Below are 14,043 nucleotides of genomic sequence, written 5' to 3'. Positions count from 1 at the left end.
TTTGGTTTGTTATTTTTTATCGTAAGCCCACTTTAAATAGATTGCTCCCCATGTGAAGCCACCTCCAAAAGCTGCAAAAATAATATTATCTCCTTTTTTTAATTGATTTTCAAAATCACATAACAATAAAGGTAGAGTAGCAGATGTGGTGTTACCATATTTATGAATGTTTATTAAAACTTTTGATTCATCTACTCCCATTCTATTAGCTGTTGCATCAATAATTCTTTTATTTGCTTGATGAGCAACTAACCAGTTAACATCATCATGTGTTAATTGGTTTCTTTCCATTATTTTTTCACTAACATCAGCCATTCCAGAGACAGCATATTTAAAAACTGTTTTTCCATCTTGGAAAACGAAATGTTGTTTGTTTTTTACTGTTTCTTCAGATGCAGGTAAAATAGAACCGCCAGCTTCAATTTTAAGAAATTCTCTTCCTATTCCATCACTTCTTAATATTTCATCTTGAAGCCCAAATCCTTCTTCATTTGGTTCAAATAAAACAGCTCCACCACCATCACCAAAAATGATACATGTGGCACGATCAGTATAGTCTATAATGGAAGACATTTTATCTGCACCAATTAATAAAACTTTTTTATATTTTCCTGATTGAATATAGGCTGAAGCGGTAGACATTCCATATAAAAAACTGGAGCAAGCAGCTTGTAAGTCAAAAGCGAATGCATTAGTTGCGCCTATTTTTGTGGCTACATATACACCAGTTGAAGCTACAGGCATATCGGGTGTTGCCGTTGCCATAATTACCAAATCAATTTCTTTTGGATCAATATGGGCTTTTTCAATTAAATTCTGAGCAGCTTTTATTGCTAAAAAAGAAGTTCCTTCACCTTCTTCTTTGAGAATTCTTCTTTCTTTAATTCCTGTTCTTGTGGTTATCCATTCATCATTAGTATCCACCATAGTTTCTAATACTTGATTAGATAAAATGTAATCAGGAACATAGGAGCCAATTGCTGTTATTGCGGCTGTAATTTTATTCATAAAAATAATTTTTCTTTTTTAAGAATTGCTTATTAAAAAAGTGTTTGAAATTACAAAAAAAAAATCAAACCTGATAAAAATAGAGATTTTAACATAAAAAAAGTATATTAACAAAAAAACTCTCACTTTGTGAGAGTTTTTCTCTATTTTATTAAAGCAATTAAGCTACAGCTTCTGCTTTATCAATTACTACTTGACCTCTGTAATACATTTTACCTTCGTGCCAGTAAGCTCTGTGGTATAAATGCGCTTCACCTGTAACAGGACATGTTGCAATTTGAGGAACAGACGCTTTATAGTGCGTTCTTCTTTTGTCTCTTCTCGTTTTCGAGGTTTTTCTCTTAGGATGTGCCATTTTACTATATTATTTATCCGTTAATAGTTTTTTTAAATTTTCCCACCTTGGGTCAATATTTTTATCTTCACCTGCTGTCTTATCTTCTTTTTTTGGAGATAATTCATCTAATTTATTTAGAACATCTGTTTTTAATGTACCATCTTTAATGCCTGGATGTATCCTTTTGGCTGGAACAGAAAGAACAATCATTTCATATACGTATTGAGAAACATCTAGCTGAAATTCACCGTGAGGTAAAATGAGCAACTCTTCATTTTCATCATTAAATGATTCTCCAAAATTCACAATCAACTTTAATTTGCCTTTTATAGGTAAATCAAATGGTTCATTTGTTAAATCGCAAGGAACATTAACAATTCCCTTATGCTTAAAATTTAATTCAAGCATATTGCTTTTTTTTTCTAAAATTAAGTCAACTGTAACATTTACACTGTTAAAGTCTTCATAATTAAATTGTTCAAAGAACGAATTATCTAATTGATAATCAAACTGATGCCTTCCTATTTTTAATCCAGAAAACTGAATCAAATATGCTTTTAAATTTTTCATAACAACAGTTAACCTTTCTTTAAGGGTTGCAAAGATATAAAATTATTGTAAAATCAAACATGTTATAAACATTTTTTTGTTTACAACTAATTTTGTTTGGCTTTTAAGGGTTTTTTTGTAAGTTCTTGATATTCATTCCGATTCTTGTAAATATCTAATGCAAGATAAACAGCTTCTTTAAATGAATCATGATTCGCAATTCCTTTTCCTGCTATTTCATATGCAGTACCATGATCAGGTGAGGTACGAATACGATTTAAACCAGCTGTGAAATTAACACCCTTGCCAAAAGATAAAGTTTTAAAAGGAATTAAACCTTGGTCATGATACATCGCTAATATGGCATCATATTTTTCATGTTGTAAGGATCCAAAAAAACTATCAGAAGCATAAGGACCAAATACCATTTTTCCTTGATCAAACATTTTTTTTATGGTAGGCTTTATAATAGCTTCTTCTTCATTGCCAATTACACCATTATCTCCGCTGTGGGGATTTAATCCCAATATGGCTATTTTAGGTCTTGTGATTCCAAAATCTTGTTCTAATGTTTTGTGTATAGTATCTGTCTTTCTTTCTAATAATTCTGGAGTTAAGTGTTTAGAAATTTCATTTACTGGAATATGATCGGTTAATAAACCAATTTTTAATTTTTCATGAATCATAAGCATCAAAGCGCTACCAGATAGCTCTTTATCTAAATAATCGGTGTGACCAGGGAATTTGAAATCTTCAGATTGAATATTATATTTGTTAATAGGAGCCGTTATTAATACATCTATACTCTTTTCTTTTAATGCTTTAGTAGCGGTTTGAAAAGATTTTATAGCATATTTGCCTACTGTACTATCATTTTTTCCAAATTCAAGATTTACGCCTTCTTTCCATACATTTAGAACATTAATTTTGCCTAAAACAATTTGCTCTAAATTATCTATGCCTTGTAAATTAGAATCTAAATTTAAATTCTTCTTAAGGAAAGACATGATTTTAACATTTGCGAAAATTATAGGAGTGCATAATTCTAGCATTCTATTATCTTCAAATGTTTTTAATACTACTTCAGGACCTATTCCGTTTAAATCTCCTATAGATATACCTACAATTATATTTTCTCCCTTTTTAACCATAACTAGTTAGATTTATTCCTTACTTTTGAACCACAAATTTAGTAAAATAAATCAGTTATGTTTACAGGTATTGTTGAAACATTAGGAACTATAAAAGAAATTATCAAAGAAAAGGAGAATTTGCATTTGAAAATTGCTTCTAAAATTACCAATGAATTAAAAATTGATCAAAGTGTGGCTCATAATGGTATTTGCCTAACCGTTGTGGCGATAGATGGAGAGGTTTATACTGTGACAGCAATTAAGGAAACAATAGAGAAGACAAATATTAATTATTGGAATATCGATGATATTGTTAATCTTGAACGAGCAATGAAGTTAGGTGATAGGTTAGATGGGCATATTGTGCAAGGTCATGTTGATCAAACAGGTGTTTGTAAAGAAATAAAAGAAGCAGAAGGTAGTTGGTACTTTACTTTTGAATATAATAAAAATCTTCAAAATATTACCATTGAGAAAGGTTCTATAACGGTAAACGGAACAAGTCTTACAGTTGTAGATTCTAAGGAGAATGAGTTTTCTGTAGCAATAATACCATATACTTATGAGAACACAACCTTCAAAAAAATTAAGGTGGGTACTCTTGTTAATTTAGAATTTGATGTAATTGGTAAATACGTAAAAAGGCTACAAGACTTAAGACTCTAATCTTTATCTGTAAGATTCTTTTTTAGAATTTATTTTTCGAATTAAATAATAGCCGAGTAGTAATCCAGTTAATAGCAAAGCAATTACACCAGTGTCAATAGGTAATCCTGGTGGTGGTGTAGGTGGTGGAGGTGGTGGTGTCGAATCAGAAAAAGCATTCTGAAAAGACATCAAAACCAATAAAAGAATAAGTCTTTTGTTCATCATAATCTTCATTAGGTTACAAAAATATAAACTTTTTCTAATTAAAAAAGAAAATGTTCTTTAATATTCTGTGAATAAAAATTGAGGCCAATCATATTATTAATTACGAAAATATAAATATTTCTGTATTTAACAATTTTTTCAAACAAAAACTTTTAAAATTATTTTCTTTATAAAAAACAAAATAGCCTTTTTAAAAAGGCTATTTTGTTTTGTTGTGGTCCCACCTGGGCTCGAACCAGGGACCACCTGATTATGAGTCAGGTGCTCTAACCAACTGAGCTATAGGACCAGTTGTTTGCAATTCTATAAAAAAATGCTTACAACAAAAAAAGTCAGTGACTTAATTTTGAGGATGCAATATTACTACTATTTTTTTTTCAGTGCAACATTTTTTTGACTTTTATTTTATGTCTTCACAAAGTTCTATTAAAACACCGTTGGTTTCTTTTGGGTGAATAAAAGCAACCCATTTATTATCAGCGCCTTTCTTTGGTTTTTCATTTAAAAGTATAAAACCTTCTTTTTTTAGTCTTTCCATTTCTTCTAAGATATTTTCTACTTCAAATGCAATATGATGAATTCCTTCTCCTTTTTTTTCTATGAATTTTGCGATAGGACTATTTTCTTTAGTAGATTCAAGTAGTTCTATTTTATTTGGTCCAACTTGAAAAAAAGAGGTCATCACTCCTTCGGTTTCTACTTCTTCTTGTTTGTATGGTGCAATGCCCAATAGTTTTTCATAAATTATATTTGAAGTTTTTAAATTTTTAACCGCTATGCCAATGTGTTCAACTTTTCTCATTTTAAATATTTCTTTGTTTAGAATTATTACAAAATAACAAAAGATTGTTTTTCAAAAAAAGCAAATGAATTAAACTTTATTGTTTTATTCCTTATTTTTGCAAAATGGAAACGAATAGACAGAAAAAAATAGGTGCGCTTTTGCAAAATGATTTAGTGGATATTTTGCAAGGAGAAATAAGAAAAAACGGTATTTCTAATTTAGTTATATCTGTTTCTAAAGTTAATGTAACATCAGATTTGTCAATTGCAAAAGTATTTTTGAGTATTTTTCCAACAGATAAATCTGCAGAAATTTTGGATGCAATCAAAACAAATACTCCTTTAATTAAACATGATTTATCACAAAGAGTGAAAAATCAATTGAGAAAAGTTCCTAACTTGATTTTTTATATTGATGATAGTTTGGATTATATCGAAAAAATCGATAACGCACTCAGTGGTAAAGAAAATCCTGTTTTAAATCCTGAATTATTAGATAAAAGAAAAAAATCATAACAATTGTATTTTCCTTTTTACATAGCTAGAAGATATGCGGTAAGTCTTAGTAAAAATTCTGCCATAAATATTATAACAATTATTTCTTCAGTGGCTATTGTTGCAAGCGCGATGTCTTTATTTGTCTTTTTGTCTATATTTAGTGGCTTAAGAGACTTTACTCTTAGTTATAGTAATTCCTCTGATCCAGACTTTAAAATTACTGCTAAAACTGGAAAATCATTTGTCTTAAATAAAGAAGAAGAAGTCAAATTAAAAAGTACTAAAAAGATAATTCGTTTTAGTAAAATTATTGAGGATAGAGTCCTGTTTAAGTATAATAATAAAGAGCAAATTGCTTCAATTAAAGGAGTGGATAGTTTTTATGTAAATGTGACAAAAATCAATAATTATGTTTATGTGGGAAATTGGATAGCATCTAATACTAAAGAAGCTATTGTGGGTAGTGAAATTGCTAGAAAATTATCCTTAGGTTTATTTGATTACCAGCATTCTTTAGAAGTTTTTTCCCCTAAACCTGGAAGTGGTCTGATAGAAAGTAATGAAAGTGCTTTTAATATAATTGGATTACAACCCGTTGGAATGTTCAACATTAATGAAGATATCGATAATAAATATGTATTTTGCGATATTGAAATTGCGAGAAAACTATTTGGATTTAAACAGAATCAAATAAGTAGTATAGAAATAAAAAAAGACAGTATAGTATCTGATGAAGTGATAATTGCTGAATTGCAAAATATTTTTAAAAACAAAGTTGAAATTAGAACGAAAGTTCAATTAAATGATTCTTTATATAAAATGCTAAATTCGGAAAATTTGTTTATTTACCTTTTTAGTACACTTGTGGTTATATTGACACTTTTTTGTTTGGCTGGTGCTATTGTTATGATTATTATTGATAAAAAAGAAAATATTAATACACTTTATAATATTGGGTTAACATTTAAAGAAATAAGAAATGTTTTTTTTATTCAAGGCGTCATGATAACAGTCATAGGCTTGTTGTTTGGGATTTTGTTAGGTTGTTTGTTGGTTGTTTTGCAACAACAATTTTCTATCTTAATGATTACAGCAACTATAGCTTATCCAGTTAAATTTGATATTTTAAATATCTTATTAGTGATAGGAACAATAATTCCTTTAGGATTATTGTCTTCTTGGATTGCCTCTGGAAGAGTGAATAAAGAAATTTTAAAATAAAAAAGCTTCAACAATTTGTTGAAGCTTAAGTACCTTGGGTGGGAATCGAACCCACACTCCGAAGAACACGAGTTTGAGTCGTGCGCGTCTACCAATTCCGCCACCAAGGCATAAAACAAAATTATATAACGTTATTTTGTTTTTGAGAGTGCAAATGTAATTAAATTTTTAAAAAATAGAACTAAAATACTTGAAAATTTACTTTCAGAGTCCAAATTTATTTCTAAATTTGCACCTCGATAATAACAACACAACACTAAACAACTACTAAACAACAAATTAAGATGTCATACAACGAGCCTGAAGCAAAAATATTTGCATGTTCTCAGAGTGTGTACTTAGCCGAAAAAATAGCGAAAAGCTATGGAGTGGAGCTAGGTAATATTACGTTCTCAAAATATAGTGATGGAGAATTTCAACCTTCGTTTGAAGAATCGATTAGAGGGTTGCGTGTTTTTCTTGTTTGTTCTACTTTTCCTAGTTCAGATAATTTAATGGAATTGTTATTGATGATCGATGCAGCAAAAAGAGCATCTGCTCGTCATATTACTGCAGTAATTCCTTATTTTGGATGGGCAAGACAAGATAGAAAAGATAAGCCAAGAGTGCCAATAGGAGCAAAGCTAGTAGCTAAATTGTTGGAAACAGCTGGTGCTACACGAATTATGACTATGGATTTACATGCGGATCAAATCCAAGGTTTTTTCGAAAAGCCAGTAGATCATTTGTTTGCGTCTACGATTTTTTTACCTTATGTTAAAAGTTTGAATTTAGAAAATCTAACAATTGCTTCACCAGATATGGGTGGATCTAAAAGAGCTTATGCGTATTCTAAATTCTTAGAATCGGATGTAGTTGTTTGTTATAAACAACGTAAGAAGGCTAATGTGATTGACACGATGGAGTTAATAGGAGATGTTACTGGACGAAATGTAATCTTAGTTGATGATATGATTGACACTGGAGGTACTTTAGCTAAGGCTGCCGATGTAATGATGGAAAGAGGAGCATTAAGTGTTAGAGCCATTTGTACTCACGCTATTTTATCAGGCAATGCCTATGAAAAAATTGAGAATTCTAAATTATTAGAATTAATAGTAACAGATTCTATTCCTTTAAAGAAAGAATCAACAAAAATAAAAGTTGTTTCATGTGCTAATTTATTCGCAGAGGTAATGCATATGGTTCAAAACAACAACTCTATAAGCGGAAAATTTTTAATGTAATAGCTTATAAAAAAGAATTTTAATTAATTATATATTTTAACAATGAAATCAATTACGATTAAAGGATCAGAAAGAGAAAACGTAGGCAAAAAAGCAACTAAAGCCGTACGTGATGCTGGAATGGTTCCTTGCGTTATCTACGGAGGAAATCAACCAGTGCATTTTACAGCAGATGAAAGAGCATTCAAAGAATTGGTGTATACTCCAAATGCGCACACTGTTGTAGTTGAATTAGAAGGTAAAAAAATGGATGTTATCTTACAAGATATTCAATTTCATCCAGTTTCTGATAAAATTTTACATATCGATTTCTTCCAATTAAGTGATGATAAAGAAATTATCATGGAAGTTCCAGTAAAAGTTGTTGGTAAATCTCCAGGTGTAATGGCAGGAGGTGTGTTACGTTTAAACCAACGTCGTTTAAAAGTGAAAGCTTTACCAAAAGATTTGCCTGATTTTGTTGAGGCAGATATTACTCCACTTGAAATGGGTAATAAATTATATGTAACTAAATTAGTGACAAATAATTTTAAATTAATGCACCCAGACAATACTGTAGTATGTCAAGTAAGAATTTCTCGTGCGGCAATGAAAGCTGCTCAAGAAGCTGCAAAAGCTGCAAAAACTCCAGCAAAGAAAAAATAATTTTAAATTATTTAGCAATAATAAAGCATCAGTTTTACAACTGGTGCTTTTTTTATTTGAAACGAATGGTTTGGTTTTTATGTGTTATCCTTTTGCCTGCCATTCATTATAGTCACGATAAATCGTGAGCTATCATTCCTGTCAGGGTTAGATAGCCAACCCTTTACTTTTTGGTAAGTAGTAAAAAGGAAGTATTTTTGTAAACAAATGAGTGCAAACATATATGGAATGGCTAAAAAAAATAGTAAGAAAAAAAGATAATAAAATAGATTCTATGAAGAAATTTTTAATAGTTGGGTTAGGAAATATTGGATCAGAATATGTTAATACACGACACAATATTGGGTTTAAAATATTGGATTATTTAGCAAATAAAGAAGAAGTATCTTTTCAAACTGCAAAACTTGGTGATATAGCAGAAATTAAAATTAAAGGACGTAGTTTACTTTTATTAAAGCCTAATACTTATATGAATTTGAGCGGTAAAGCTGTAAAGTATTGGATGGAAAAAGAAAATATAGAAAAAGATAATATTTTAATAATTACAGACGATTTGAATCTTTCTTTTGGTACAATTCGAATAAAAAGTAAAGGAAGCGATGGTGGTCACAATGGATTGAAAAATATTCAATTGCTACTTAATACATCAGAATATCCTAGATTTCGATTCGGAATTAGTGATGCCTTTAAAAAAGGGCAACAAGTAAACTACGTATTAGGAGAATGGACTGATGAAGAAAAAGATAAATTAAAAGAACGTTTAGAAATAGCTTCAGAAATTATTAAATCTTTTGCATTAGCTGGATTGAGTAATACAATGAATTTATTTAACGGCAAATAGTTCATTTTTTATTTTATTATCTTTATTGTAATTAATTGTAGTAGAGATATGAAAAAAGTAAATCTAATCATCTTATTAGTATTGTTAACATCATGCAGTAATCTTAAAAAGAATAATGATAGCAACCAAAAAGAAAGTGCAATGATTGCTAAAAATACATTTTTATCTTGCCCTAACGATGGAATTTGTCAAGTTGAGAAACTTGAAAACAAAAACATTATTATTAAACAAGACGATTTGAATGGAATTTATTATCACACAGAAGATAATAATAATTTTTCAATAATTAAGTTCACTTATACTAGAAATACTGAAAAAGAGATTCAAGATAACAGTTATGTAGAAGAAATTATTTTTCAAATTCAAAATGACGCTGCTACTTTAAATCTTTTGGATTCAGAACTCGAAACTGTAAACATGTTGTTTGGTAAACATTGTTTCTGTAAAGGGGAAGCTGGATATTATAAAGTTGCTAATGGAAGACTAGATATAAAGAAAGAAAATAATCAGTATCATTTAAAATTTGATTTTCAAATATCTGCTACTTCTCATGTAGTTAAGACTATTGATGTCGTTATAAAATAAAAAACACCCTTTTTGTAATAAAGGGTGCTTTTTTAAATTTTATTAAATCATTATTTCTTTTATTCTATAATAATTCTTTTCACTGTTTTTGCTGAACCATCAGTAATTCCAACTATATAAACACCAGCTTCAACATTGCTTAAATTAATGTTTTGATTAAAGTTACCCGTATTTGAAAAAGATTTCTTAAATACTTGTCTTCCGCTAATATCAAAAACATCAATTGCGATGTCATTTGAAGATTTAGACATTAGTTTAACTGTGAAACTACCATTATTTGGATTTGGATACAATAGAAAATCTTCAAATTCGAAACTTTCTGAAGCTAGCGGTTGAGCTGTACAAATGTTTAAACTCCAACTATTTAATGAACCACCATCTTGATTAAATTCGTCTATAATTGTTAAAGTCCATGTTCCAGTTGAATTTTGATTGTTAAAAGCAGACAAGACTTGATCAGGTAATACAGTTCCAGAAATACCAGGATTATTTCCACAAACTAAAGCTGTTCCTGAATCGTCAAAGGTCGCAGATATACCGCTAACAGCTGCATTAGGATTGCATTCTCTTGAAAATAATTGAACTACAGTTCCTGAAGGACTTGTTAAAGTCGCTGTTAAATCATTTATCCAAGAATGGGTTATGTTCATTGTGATATTTACATCAGCTATTGTCCCACCAGAAGGTATATTTAATGTAGATGTTCCAACAAAAACTTGAGTAATTGTTGCAGGAATTGTCATTGGTACATTAGTAGATGAAGTGGTAGCACAAGAAATAACTCCAGTTGTAAATGTAAAAGGACTACCAAAAACACCAGTACAGGTAGCATTTTTAGGTAATACTCTCCAAAAATAATTTGTTCCTTGATTTAAACCAGAAACACTATAAGAATTTGTAGTTGTATTTCCAGAACTTACGATGTTGGTAAAAGTATTATTTGTAGCAACTTGAACATCGTATGATGTTGCATTTGGGTTAGGTATCCATGTTAAATTTAAAGAAGTGTTTTGTCCATTTGCATTATTAGCAGGATTTGTCAATACAACAGGGCTAATACCTATAGTAAGATAGAAAGGGACAGTTTTGGTAGTGGATCCAGAAGTAGCATTTACTAAAAGTTGATAATCTCCACCCGCTACCGCATTTAAATTTCCTAATGTTAATGTAACTGTACCTGCTGTACTAATAGGATTAGGATTAAAAGTTACTGTTGAACCAGCAGGATTACCTGTTATTGAAAAATTTGTACTAGAATTAAAACCTCCATAAGTTGCATAATTTATAGTGAAACTAGTCGAGTTTACAGAACATGCATAGGTGTTTTGGGTTCCTTCTATTCCTGAAAATGCTACAGAAAAAGATGAAGGAGCACTTGTAATAGTAAAATTACTATTTGAAATATCATAGAAAATATGATTGTATCCTCTTACCATTATCCTATTTTGAGTACCTGGATTATTTGGAACAGTGATAATTTCTGATCCATCATTAGGTACTTTACTTGCTAAAAGTATTGGATAAGTAAATCCTCCATCTGTAGAAAGTAAAATGTCTACATAAGAAGCATTAATTCCATTTGAATCTGTTCCTGCCACTGTCCATGTCACATTTTGATTAGTTCCTGCTACCCAAGAAACAGCTGTATTTGGTGTGTTAACTAAAAACGGACCTACAGATGCCGTTGTAACAACCATATCATCTCTTCCAGTTTGTCCTCCATTTGGTGTTCTATTATCTCTAACTGTAAGTGCAAAATTCATTGTTCTAGCTACATTAGGAACCACTTCCCATGTAGGAGCTAAATTATTGTTTATCACATCTTGTATTCTTGGCATATATCTATCAGGAGAAGCAATTGGTAATCTAGATCTAAAGTTTGGCCCAGATGTAGCTGTTTGCAAAGGGGGTTGAGTAGATATTTCAGTATTGGTTTGTTCCCAGCAATAGGTTAAAGCATCTCCGTTTGCGTCGGTTGCACTTCCTTTTAAAATGAAAGCGGTTCCTCTTGGAATAATATAATCTGGTCCAGCGTTAACCACTGGAGGAATATTGCCATTAGCAGTTGTGTTAGCACAACTTGTACCTAATAGTGTAGTAGCATTTGCTTCAGCAATACTTATAAAACTAAAATGGGCATCTGAATTATTTTGTACATTTTGTGGGGAACATATACCAGCATATGCCATGATTGTGGTTCCACTTCCGGGTTCAACAGCAGTGCTATTATTTCTGTTGCCACCACCACAACTGCCAGAATCGCCATTAAAAGTATGATTACATCCAAATTGATGTCCTATTTCATGAGCTACATAATCGATATCAAAAGGATCACCAACTGGTGCTGAAGATCCTGTTACACCTCTTGCTTTTTGATTTGTATTACACACAACACCAAGTCCAGCGACACCACCACCACCTGTACTTACTACATGTCCAATGTCATAGTTTGCAGAGCCAATAATGTTAGTAACATTGGTTTGGTTTTCACCTAGCATTGTTCCACCAGCATTATTGGTGTATGGATCTGTTCCTGAGTTAGTATAGATTATTAAATTATTATTGGCTACTAAATTTAGTCTAGCAGAGAAATCTCTTTCATATACACTATTCACTCTGTTAACCGTAACAGTAATAGCTGCTAACGCACCTGCGACAGTTCCGCCATGGAAAGCGGCATATTCACCAGTACAAGCCATAGCTAATCGGTAGATTCTAAAATTACCATCGCTCGCCTTATTTAATTCATTATTATCATTTATTGCTGATTTAAAAGCATCATGATTTATTTCATCAAAACCACATTCAAAAGTTCTTGTTCTTTGTAGATTGGCTCTGTTATAAACAATATAATTTTCTAAATTTTTGGTATAAGTGTCAATATATACAGTTCCTTGGACTCCAGATAGAATCATTGCATGAAGTCCAAATTCAGTAATACTAAACCTCATTGTTGCCGTAGGATCATCAATTCCTTTTCCTAAATAAGTTTTGATATCTGGAAATTTCATTGCTAATTCTGATTCCATTACTGGAGAATCATAAATTGTAAAGTTATTTAAAACTCCTTGAGAGTTTGGAAAAGCAAGAATGATATTAGAAGTTTGACCACTTAAATCATTCGGTGCCATTACTAACTTATTTTTTAAATCATTTAGATTTAATTTGTAAAGTTGGTAATCGGAAGGCATGGCATTTCTGTCCATTTTTGCAAGAGAACTAACTTGTCTCTCGGATGTTTTTTCCCATAGATTCTTTTGGGAATATCCATTATAATAAAATAATAGAATGAAAATTGTTAAAATAGTGTTTTTCATCTTGTATTAGGTTGGTTTTAAAGCAAATATATAAAACTTTTAATGTTTTCTTTGTTTTTATGCATATAAAATAGAATTTGTATTAAAATGGGGTTATTTTAATTAAAATTTTAGGGTAATTTTTGTTTTTAATTGTAACATTTATATAATTTGATAAACTAATACATTAAAACACAATAATTATGCAAGCACATGAAATAGATTACCAAATTTTTGGTGAAGAAATGCAATATGTGGAAATTGAATTAGATCCACAAGAGATAGTTGTAGCGGAAGCTGGAAGCTTTATGATGATGGAAAATGGGATAAAAATGGAAACCATTTTTGGAGACGGAAGCAAACAAGAAGGTGGTATTTTTGGAAAACTTTTATCTGCAGGGAAACGCGTTTTAACAGGTGAGAGTTTATTTATGACTGCTTATCAAAATATAGAGTATGGTAAGAAAAAAGTTTCTTTTGCTTCTCCATATCCAGGAAAGATTGTTCCTATCGATTTACAAAAATATGGAGGAAAATTTGTATGTCAAAAAGACGCTTTCTTATGTGCAGCAAAAGGGGTTTCTGTAGGTATTGATTTTTCTAGAAAATTAGGAAGAGGATTGTTTGGAGGTGAAGGCTTTATCATGCAAAAACTAGAAGGTGACGGTATGGCATTTGTACATGCTGGAGGTACATTGGCAAGAAAAGAATTGCAAGCTGGTGAAGTTTTAAAAGTGGATACGGGTTGTATTGTTGGGTTTACCAAAGATGTACAATATGATATCGAATTTGTGGGAGGTATTAAAAATACTATTTTTGGAGGAGAAGGCGTCTTTTTTGCTACTTTAAGAGGTCCTGGAGTGGCTTACATTCAATCGTTGCCATTTAGTAGATTAGCAGACAGAGTTCTTCAAGCTGCACCTCAAATGGGAGGTAAAGACAAAGGAGAAGGTAGTTTGCTAGGAGGATTGGGAAGAATGCTTGATGGCGATAATAGTTTTTAATAAAAAAACCTTCCTGTTAGACGGTCTAATAGGAAGGTCTTTTA

Annotated in this window: 15 protein-coding genes and 2 tRNA genes; 8 read left to right on the top strand and 9 right to left on the bottom strand. The window is 30.8% G+C overall.

The features are described 5' to 3' along the window. Positions 1-9: 9 nt before the first annotated feature. The 4 genes from HALO113_RS09875 to pdxA all read right to left on the bottom strand — a co-directional run bounded on the left by HALO113_RS09875 (position 10) and on the right by pdxA (position 3,045). Complete coding sequence (locus HALO113_RS09875; protein ID WP_159778865.1) at positions 10-1,008, bottom strand: beta-ketoacyl-ACP synthase III; 999 nt, start codon at positions 1,006-1,008, stop codon at positions 10-12. Positions 1,009-1,168: 160 nt separating this feature from the next. Then, on the bottom strand, positions 1,169-1,363 hold the full coding sequence (gene rpmF / locus HALO113_RS09870) for a 50S ribosomal protein L32 (RefSeq protein WP_026993360.1): 195 nt from the start codon (positions 1,361-1,363) through the stop codon (positions 1,169-1,171). 9 nt (positions 1,364-1,372) lie between these two features. Then, positions 1,373-1,915, bottom strand: a complete 543-nt coding sequence (locus HALO113_RS09865) for a DUF177 domain-containing protein (protein ID WP_159778864.1) — start codon at positions 1,913-1,915, stop codon at positions 1,373-1,375. An 86-nt stretch (positions 1,916-2,001) separates the two neighbouring features. Next, positions 2,002-3,045, bottom strand: a complete 1,044-nt coding sequence (gene pdxA, locus HALO113_RS09860) for a 4-hydroxythreonine-4-phosphate dehydrogenase PdxA (protein WP_159778863.1) — start codon at positions 3,043-3,045, stop codon at positions 2,002-2,004. A gap of 57 nt (positions 3,046-3,102) precedes the next feature. On the opposite strand from pdxA, the gene HALO113_RS09855 reads away from it, so the two are divergent. Continuing rightward, positions 3,103-3,693: a riboflavin synthase gene (locus HALO113_RS09855; protein ID WP_159778862.1), complete on the top strand. Its 591-nt coding sequence runs from the start codon at positions 3,103-3,105 to the stop codon at positions 3,691-3,693. Between the two features lie 3 nt (positions 3,694-3,696). Here HALO113_RS09855 and HALO113_RS09850 read toward each other — a convergent pair whose 3' ends face one another. From HALO113_RS09850 to mce, 3 genes are all read right to left on the bottom strand, one after another. After that, on the bottom strand, positions 3,697-3,900 hold the full coding sequence (locus HALO113_RS09850) for a hypothetical protein (RefSeq protein WP_236554650.1): 204 nt from the start codon (positions 3,898-3,900) through the stop codon (positions 3,697-3,699). Positions 3,901-4,115: 215 nt separating this feature from the next. Then, a tRNA-Ile gene (locus HALO113_RS09845) sits at positions 4,116-4,189 on the bottom strand. A 111-nt stretch (positions 4,190-4,300) separates the two neighbouring features. Beyond that, positions 4,301-4,702, bottom strand: coding sequence for a methylmalonyl-CoA epimerase (mce, locus tag HALO113_RS09840; RefSeq protein WP_159778860.1), 402 nt, complete (start codon positions 4,700-4,702; stop codon positions 4,301-4,303). 104 nt (positions 4,703-4,806) lie between these two features. Between mce and rbfA the strand changes: the two genes are divergently transcribed. Together rbfA and HALO113_RS09830 are read left to right on the top strand one after the other, a co-directional pair. Continuing rightward, positions 4,807-5,199, top strand: coding sequence for a 30S ribosome-binding factor RbfA (rbfA, locus tag HALO113_RS09835; RefSeq protein ID WP_159778859.1), 393 nt, complete (start codon positions 4,807-4,809; stop codon positions 5,197-5,199). A 3-nt stretch (positions 5,200-5,202) separates the two neighbouring features. After that, positions 5,203-6,402: an ABC transporter permease gene (locus HALO113_RS09830; RefSeq protein ID WP_159778858.1), complete on the top strand. Its 1,200-nt coding sequence runs from the start codon at positions 5,203-5,205 to the stop codon at positions 6,400-6,402. Positions 6,403-6,432: 30 nt separating this feature from the next. On the opposite strand, the gene HALO113_RS09825 is transcribed toward HALO113_RS09830, so the two are convergent. Continuing rightward, positions 6,433-6,512: transfer RNA gene (locus tag HALO113_RS09825), tRNA-Leu, on the bottom strand. A gap of 174 nt (positions 6,513-6,686) precedes the next feature. Between HALO113_RS09825 and HALO113_RS09820 the strand changes: the two genes are divergently transcribed. From HALO113_RS09820 to HALO113_RS09805, 4 genes are all read left to right on the top strand, one after another. Continuing rightward, entirely contained in the window at positions 6,687-7,628 is a 942-nt protein-coding gene (locus tag HALO113_RS09820) for a ribose-phosphate pyrophosphokinase (RefSeq protein ID WP_159778857.1), read from the top strand. A gap of 42 nt (positions 7,629-7,670) precedes the next feature. Then, positions 7,671-8,273 (top strand): 50S ribosomal protein L25/general stress protein Ctc, encoded by a 603-nt coding sequence (locus HALO113_RS09815; RefSeq protein ID WP_159778856.1) that lies wholly within the window; start codon positions 7,671-7,673, stop codon positions 8,271-8,273. Between the two features lie 274 nt (positions 8,274-8,547). Further along, positions 8,548-9,114: an aminoacyl-tRNA hydrolase gene (gene pth / locus HALO113_RS09810; protein ID WP_236554648.1), complete on the top strand. Its 567-nt coding sequence runs from the start codon at positions 8,548-8,550 to the stop codon at positions 9,112-9,114. A gap of 48 nt (positions 9,115-9,162) precedes the next feature. Beyond that, a complete protein-coding gene (locus HALO113_RS09805; protein ID WP_159778854.1) occupies positions 9,163-9,699 on the top strand; it encodes a hypothetical protein in 537 nt (178 codons plus the stop codon). A gap of 59 nt (positions 9,700-9,758) precedes the next feature. On the opposite strand, the gene HALO113_RS09800 is transcribed toward HALO113_RS09805, so the two are convergent. Beyond that, on the bottom strand, positions 9,759-13,016 hold the full coding sequence (locus HALO113_RS09800) for a reprolysin-like metallopeptidase (RefSeq protein WP_159778853.1): 3,258 nt from the start codon (positions 13,014-13,016) through the stop codon (positions 9,759-9,761). A gap of 182 nt (positions 13,017-13,198) precedes the next feature. Between HALO113_RS09800 and HALO113_RS09795 the strand changes: the two genes are divergently transcribed. After that, the gene (locus tag HALO113_RS09795) at positions 13,199-13,999 is read left to right on the top strand and encodes a TIGR00266 family protein (protein ID WP_159778852.1); all 801 of its coding nucleotides are present in this window, start codon (positions 13,199-13,201) and stop codon (positions 13,997-13,999) included. Positions 14,000-14,043: the final 44 nt, after the last annotated feature.

It is taken from the genome of Flavobacterium sp. 9AF (genome assembly GCF_902506265.1).
GTDB lineage: Bacteria > Bacteroidota > Bacteroidia > Flavobacteriales > Flavobacteriaceae > Flavobacterium.
Note: the sequence above shows the minus strand (reverse complement) of the source record. Positions and strands in the feature narration are given on the sequence as shown.

Bases quoted from the DNA above. Each gene is read 5' to 3' on its own strand.
- HALO113_RS09875 (WP_159778865.1), bottom strand. From the start codon at position 1,008: ATGAATAAAATTACAGCCGCAATAACAGCAATTGGCTCCTATGTTCCT.
- rpmF (WP_026993360.1), bottom strand. From the start codon at position 1,363: ATGGCACATCCTAAGAGAAAAACCTCGAAAACGAGAAGAGACAAAAGA.
- HALO113_RS09865 (WP_159778864.1), bottom strand. From the start codon at position 1,915: ATGAAAAATTTAAAAGCATATTTGATTCAGTTTTCTGGATTAAAAATA.
- pdxA (WP_159778863.1), bottom strand. From the start codon at position 3,045: ATGGTTAAAAAGGGAGAAAATATAATTGTAGGTATATCTATAGGAGAT.
- HALO113_RS09855 (WP_159778862.1), top strand. From the start codon at position 3,103: ATGTTTACAGGTATTGTTGAAACATTAGGAACTATAAAAGAAATTATC.
- HALO113_RS09850 (WP_236554650.1), bottom strand. From the start codon at position 3,900: ATGATGAACAAAAGACTTATTCTTTTATTGGTTTTGATGTCTTTTCAG.
- mce (WP_159778860.1), bottom strand. From the start codon at position 4,702: ATGAGAAAAGTTGAACACATTGGCATAGCGGTTAAAAATTTAAAAACT.
- rbfA (WP_159778859.1), top strand. From the start codon at position 4,807: ATGGAAACGAATAGACAGAAAAAAATAGGTGCGCTTTTGCAAAATGAT.
- HALO113_RS09820 (WP_159778857.1), top strand. From the start codon at position 6,687: ATGTCATACAACGAGCCTGAAGCAAAAATATTTGCATGTTCTCAGAGT.
- HALO113_RS09815 (WP_159778856.1), top strand. From the start codon at position 7,671: ATGAAATCAATTACGATTAAAGGATCAGAAAGAGAAAACGTAGGCAAA.
- pth (WP_236554648.1), top strand. From the start codon at position 8,548: ATGAAGAAATTTTTAATAGTTGGGTTAGGAAATATTGGATCAGAATAT.
- HALO113_RS09805 (WP_159778854.1), top strand. From the start codon at position 9,163: ATGAAAAAAGTAAATCTAATCATCTTATTAGTATTGTTAACATCATGC.
- HALO113_RS09800 (WP_159778853.1), bottom strand. From the start codon at position 13,016: ATGAAAAACACTATTTTAACAATTTTCATTCTATTATTTTATTATAAT.
- HALO113_RS09795 (WP_159778852.1), top strand. From the start codon at position 13,199: ATGCAAGCACATGAAATAGATTACCAAATTTTTGGTGAAGAAATGCAA.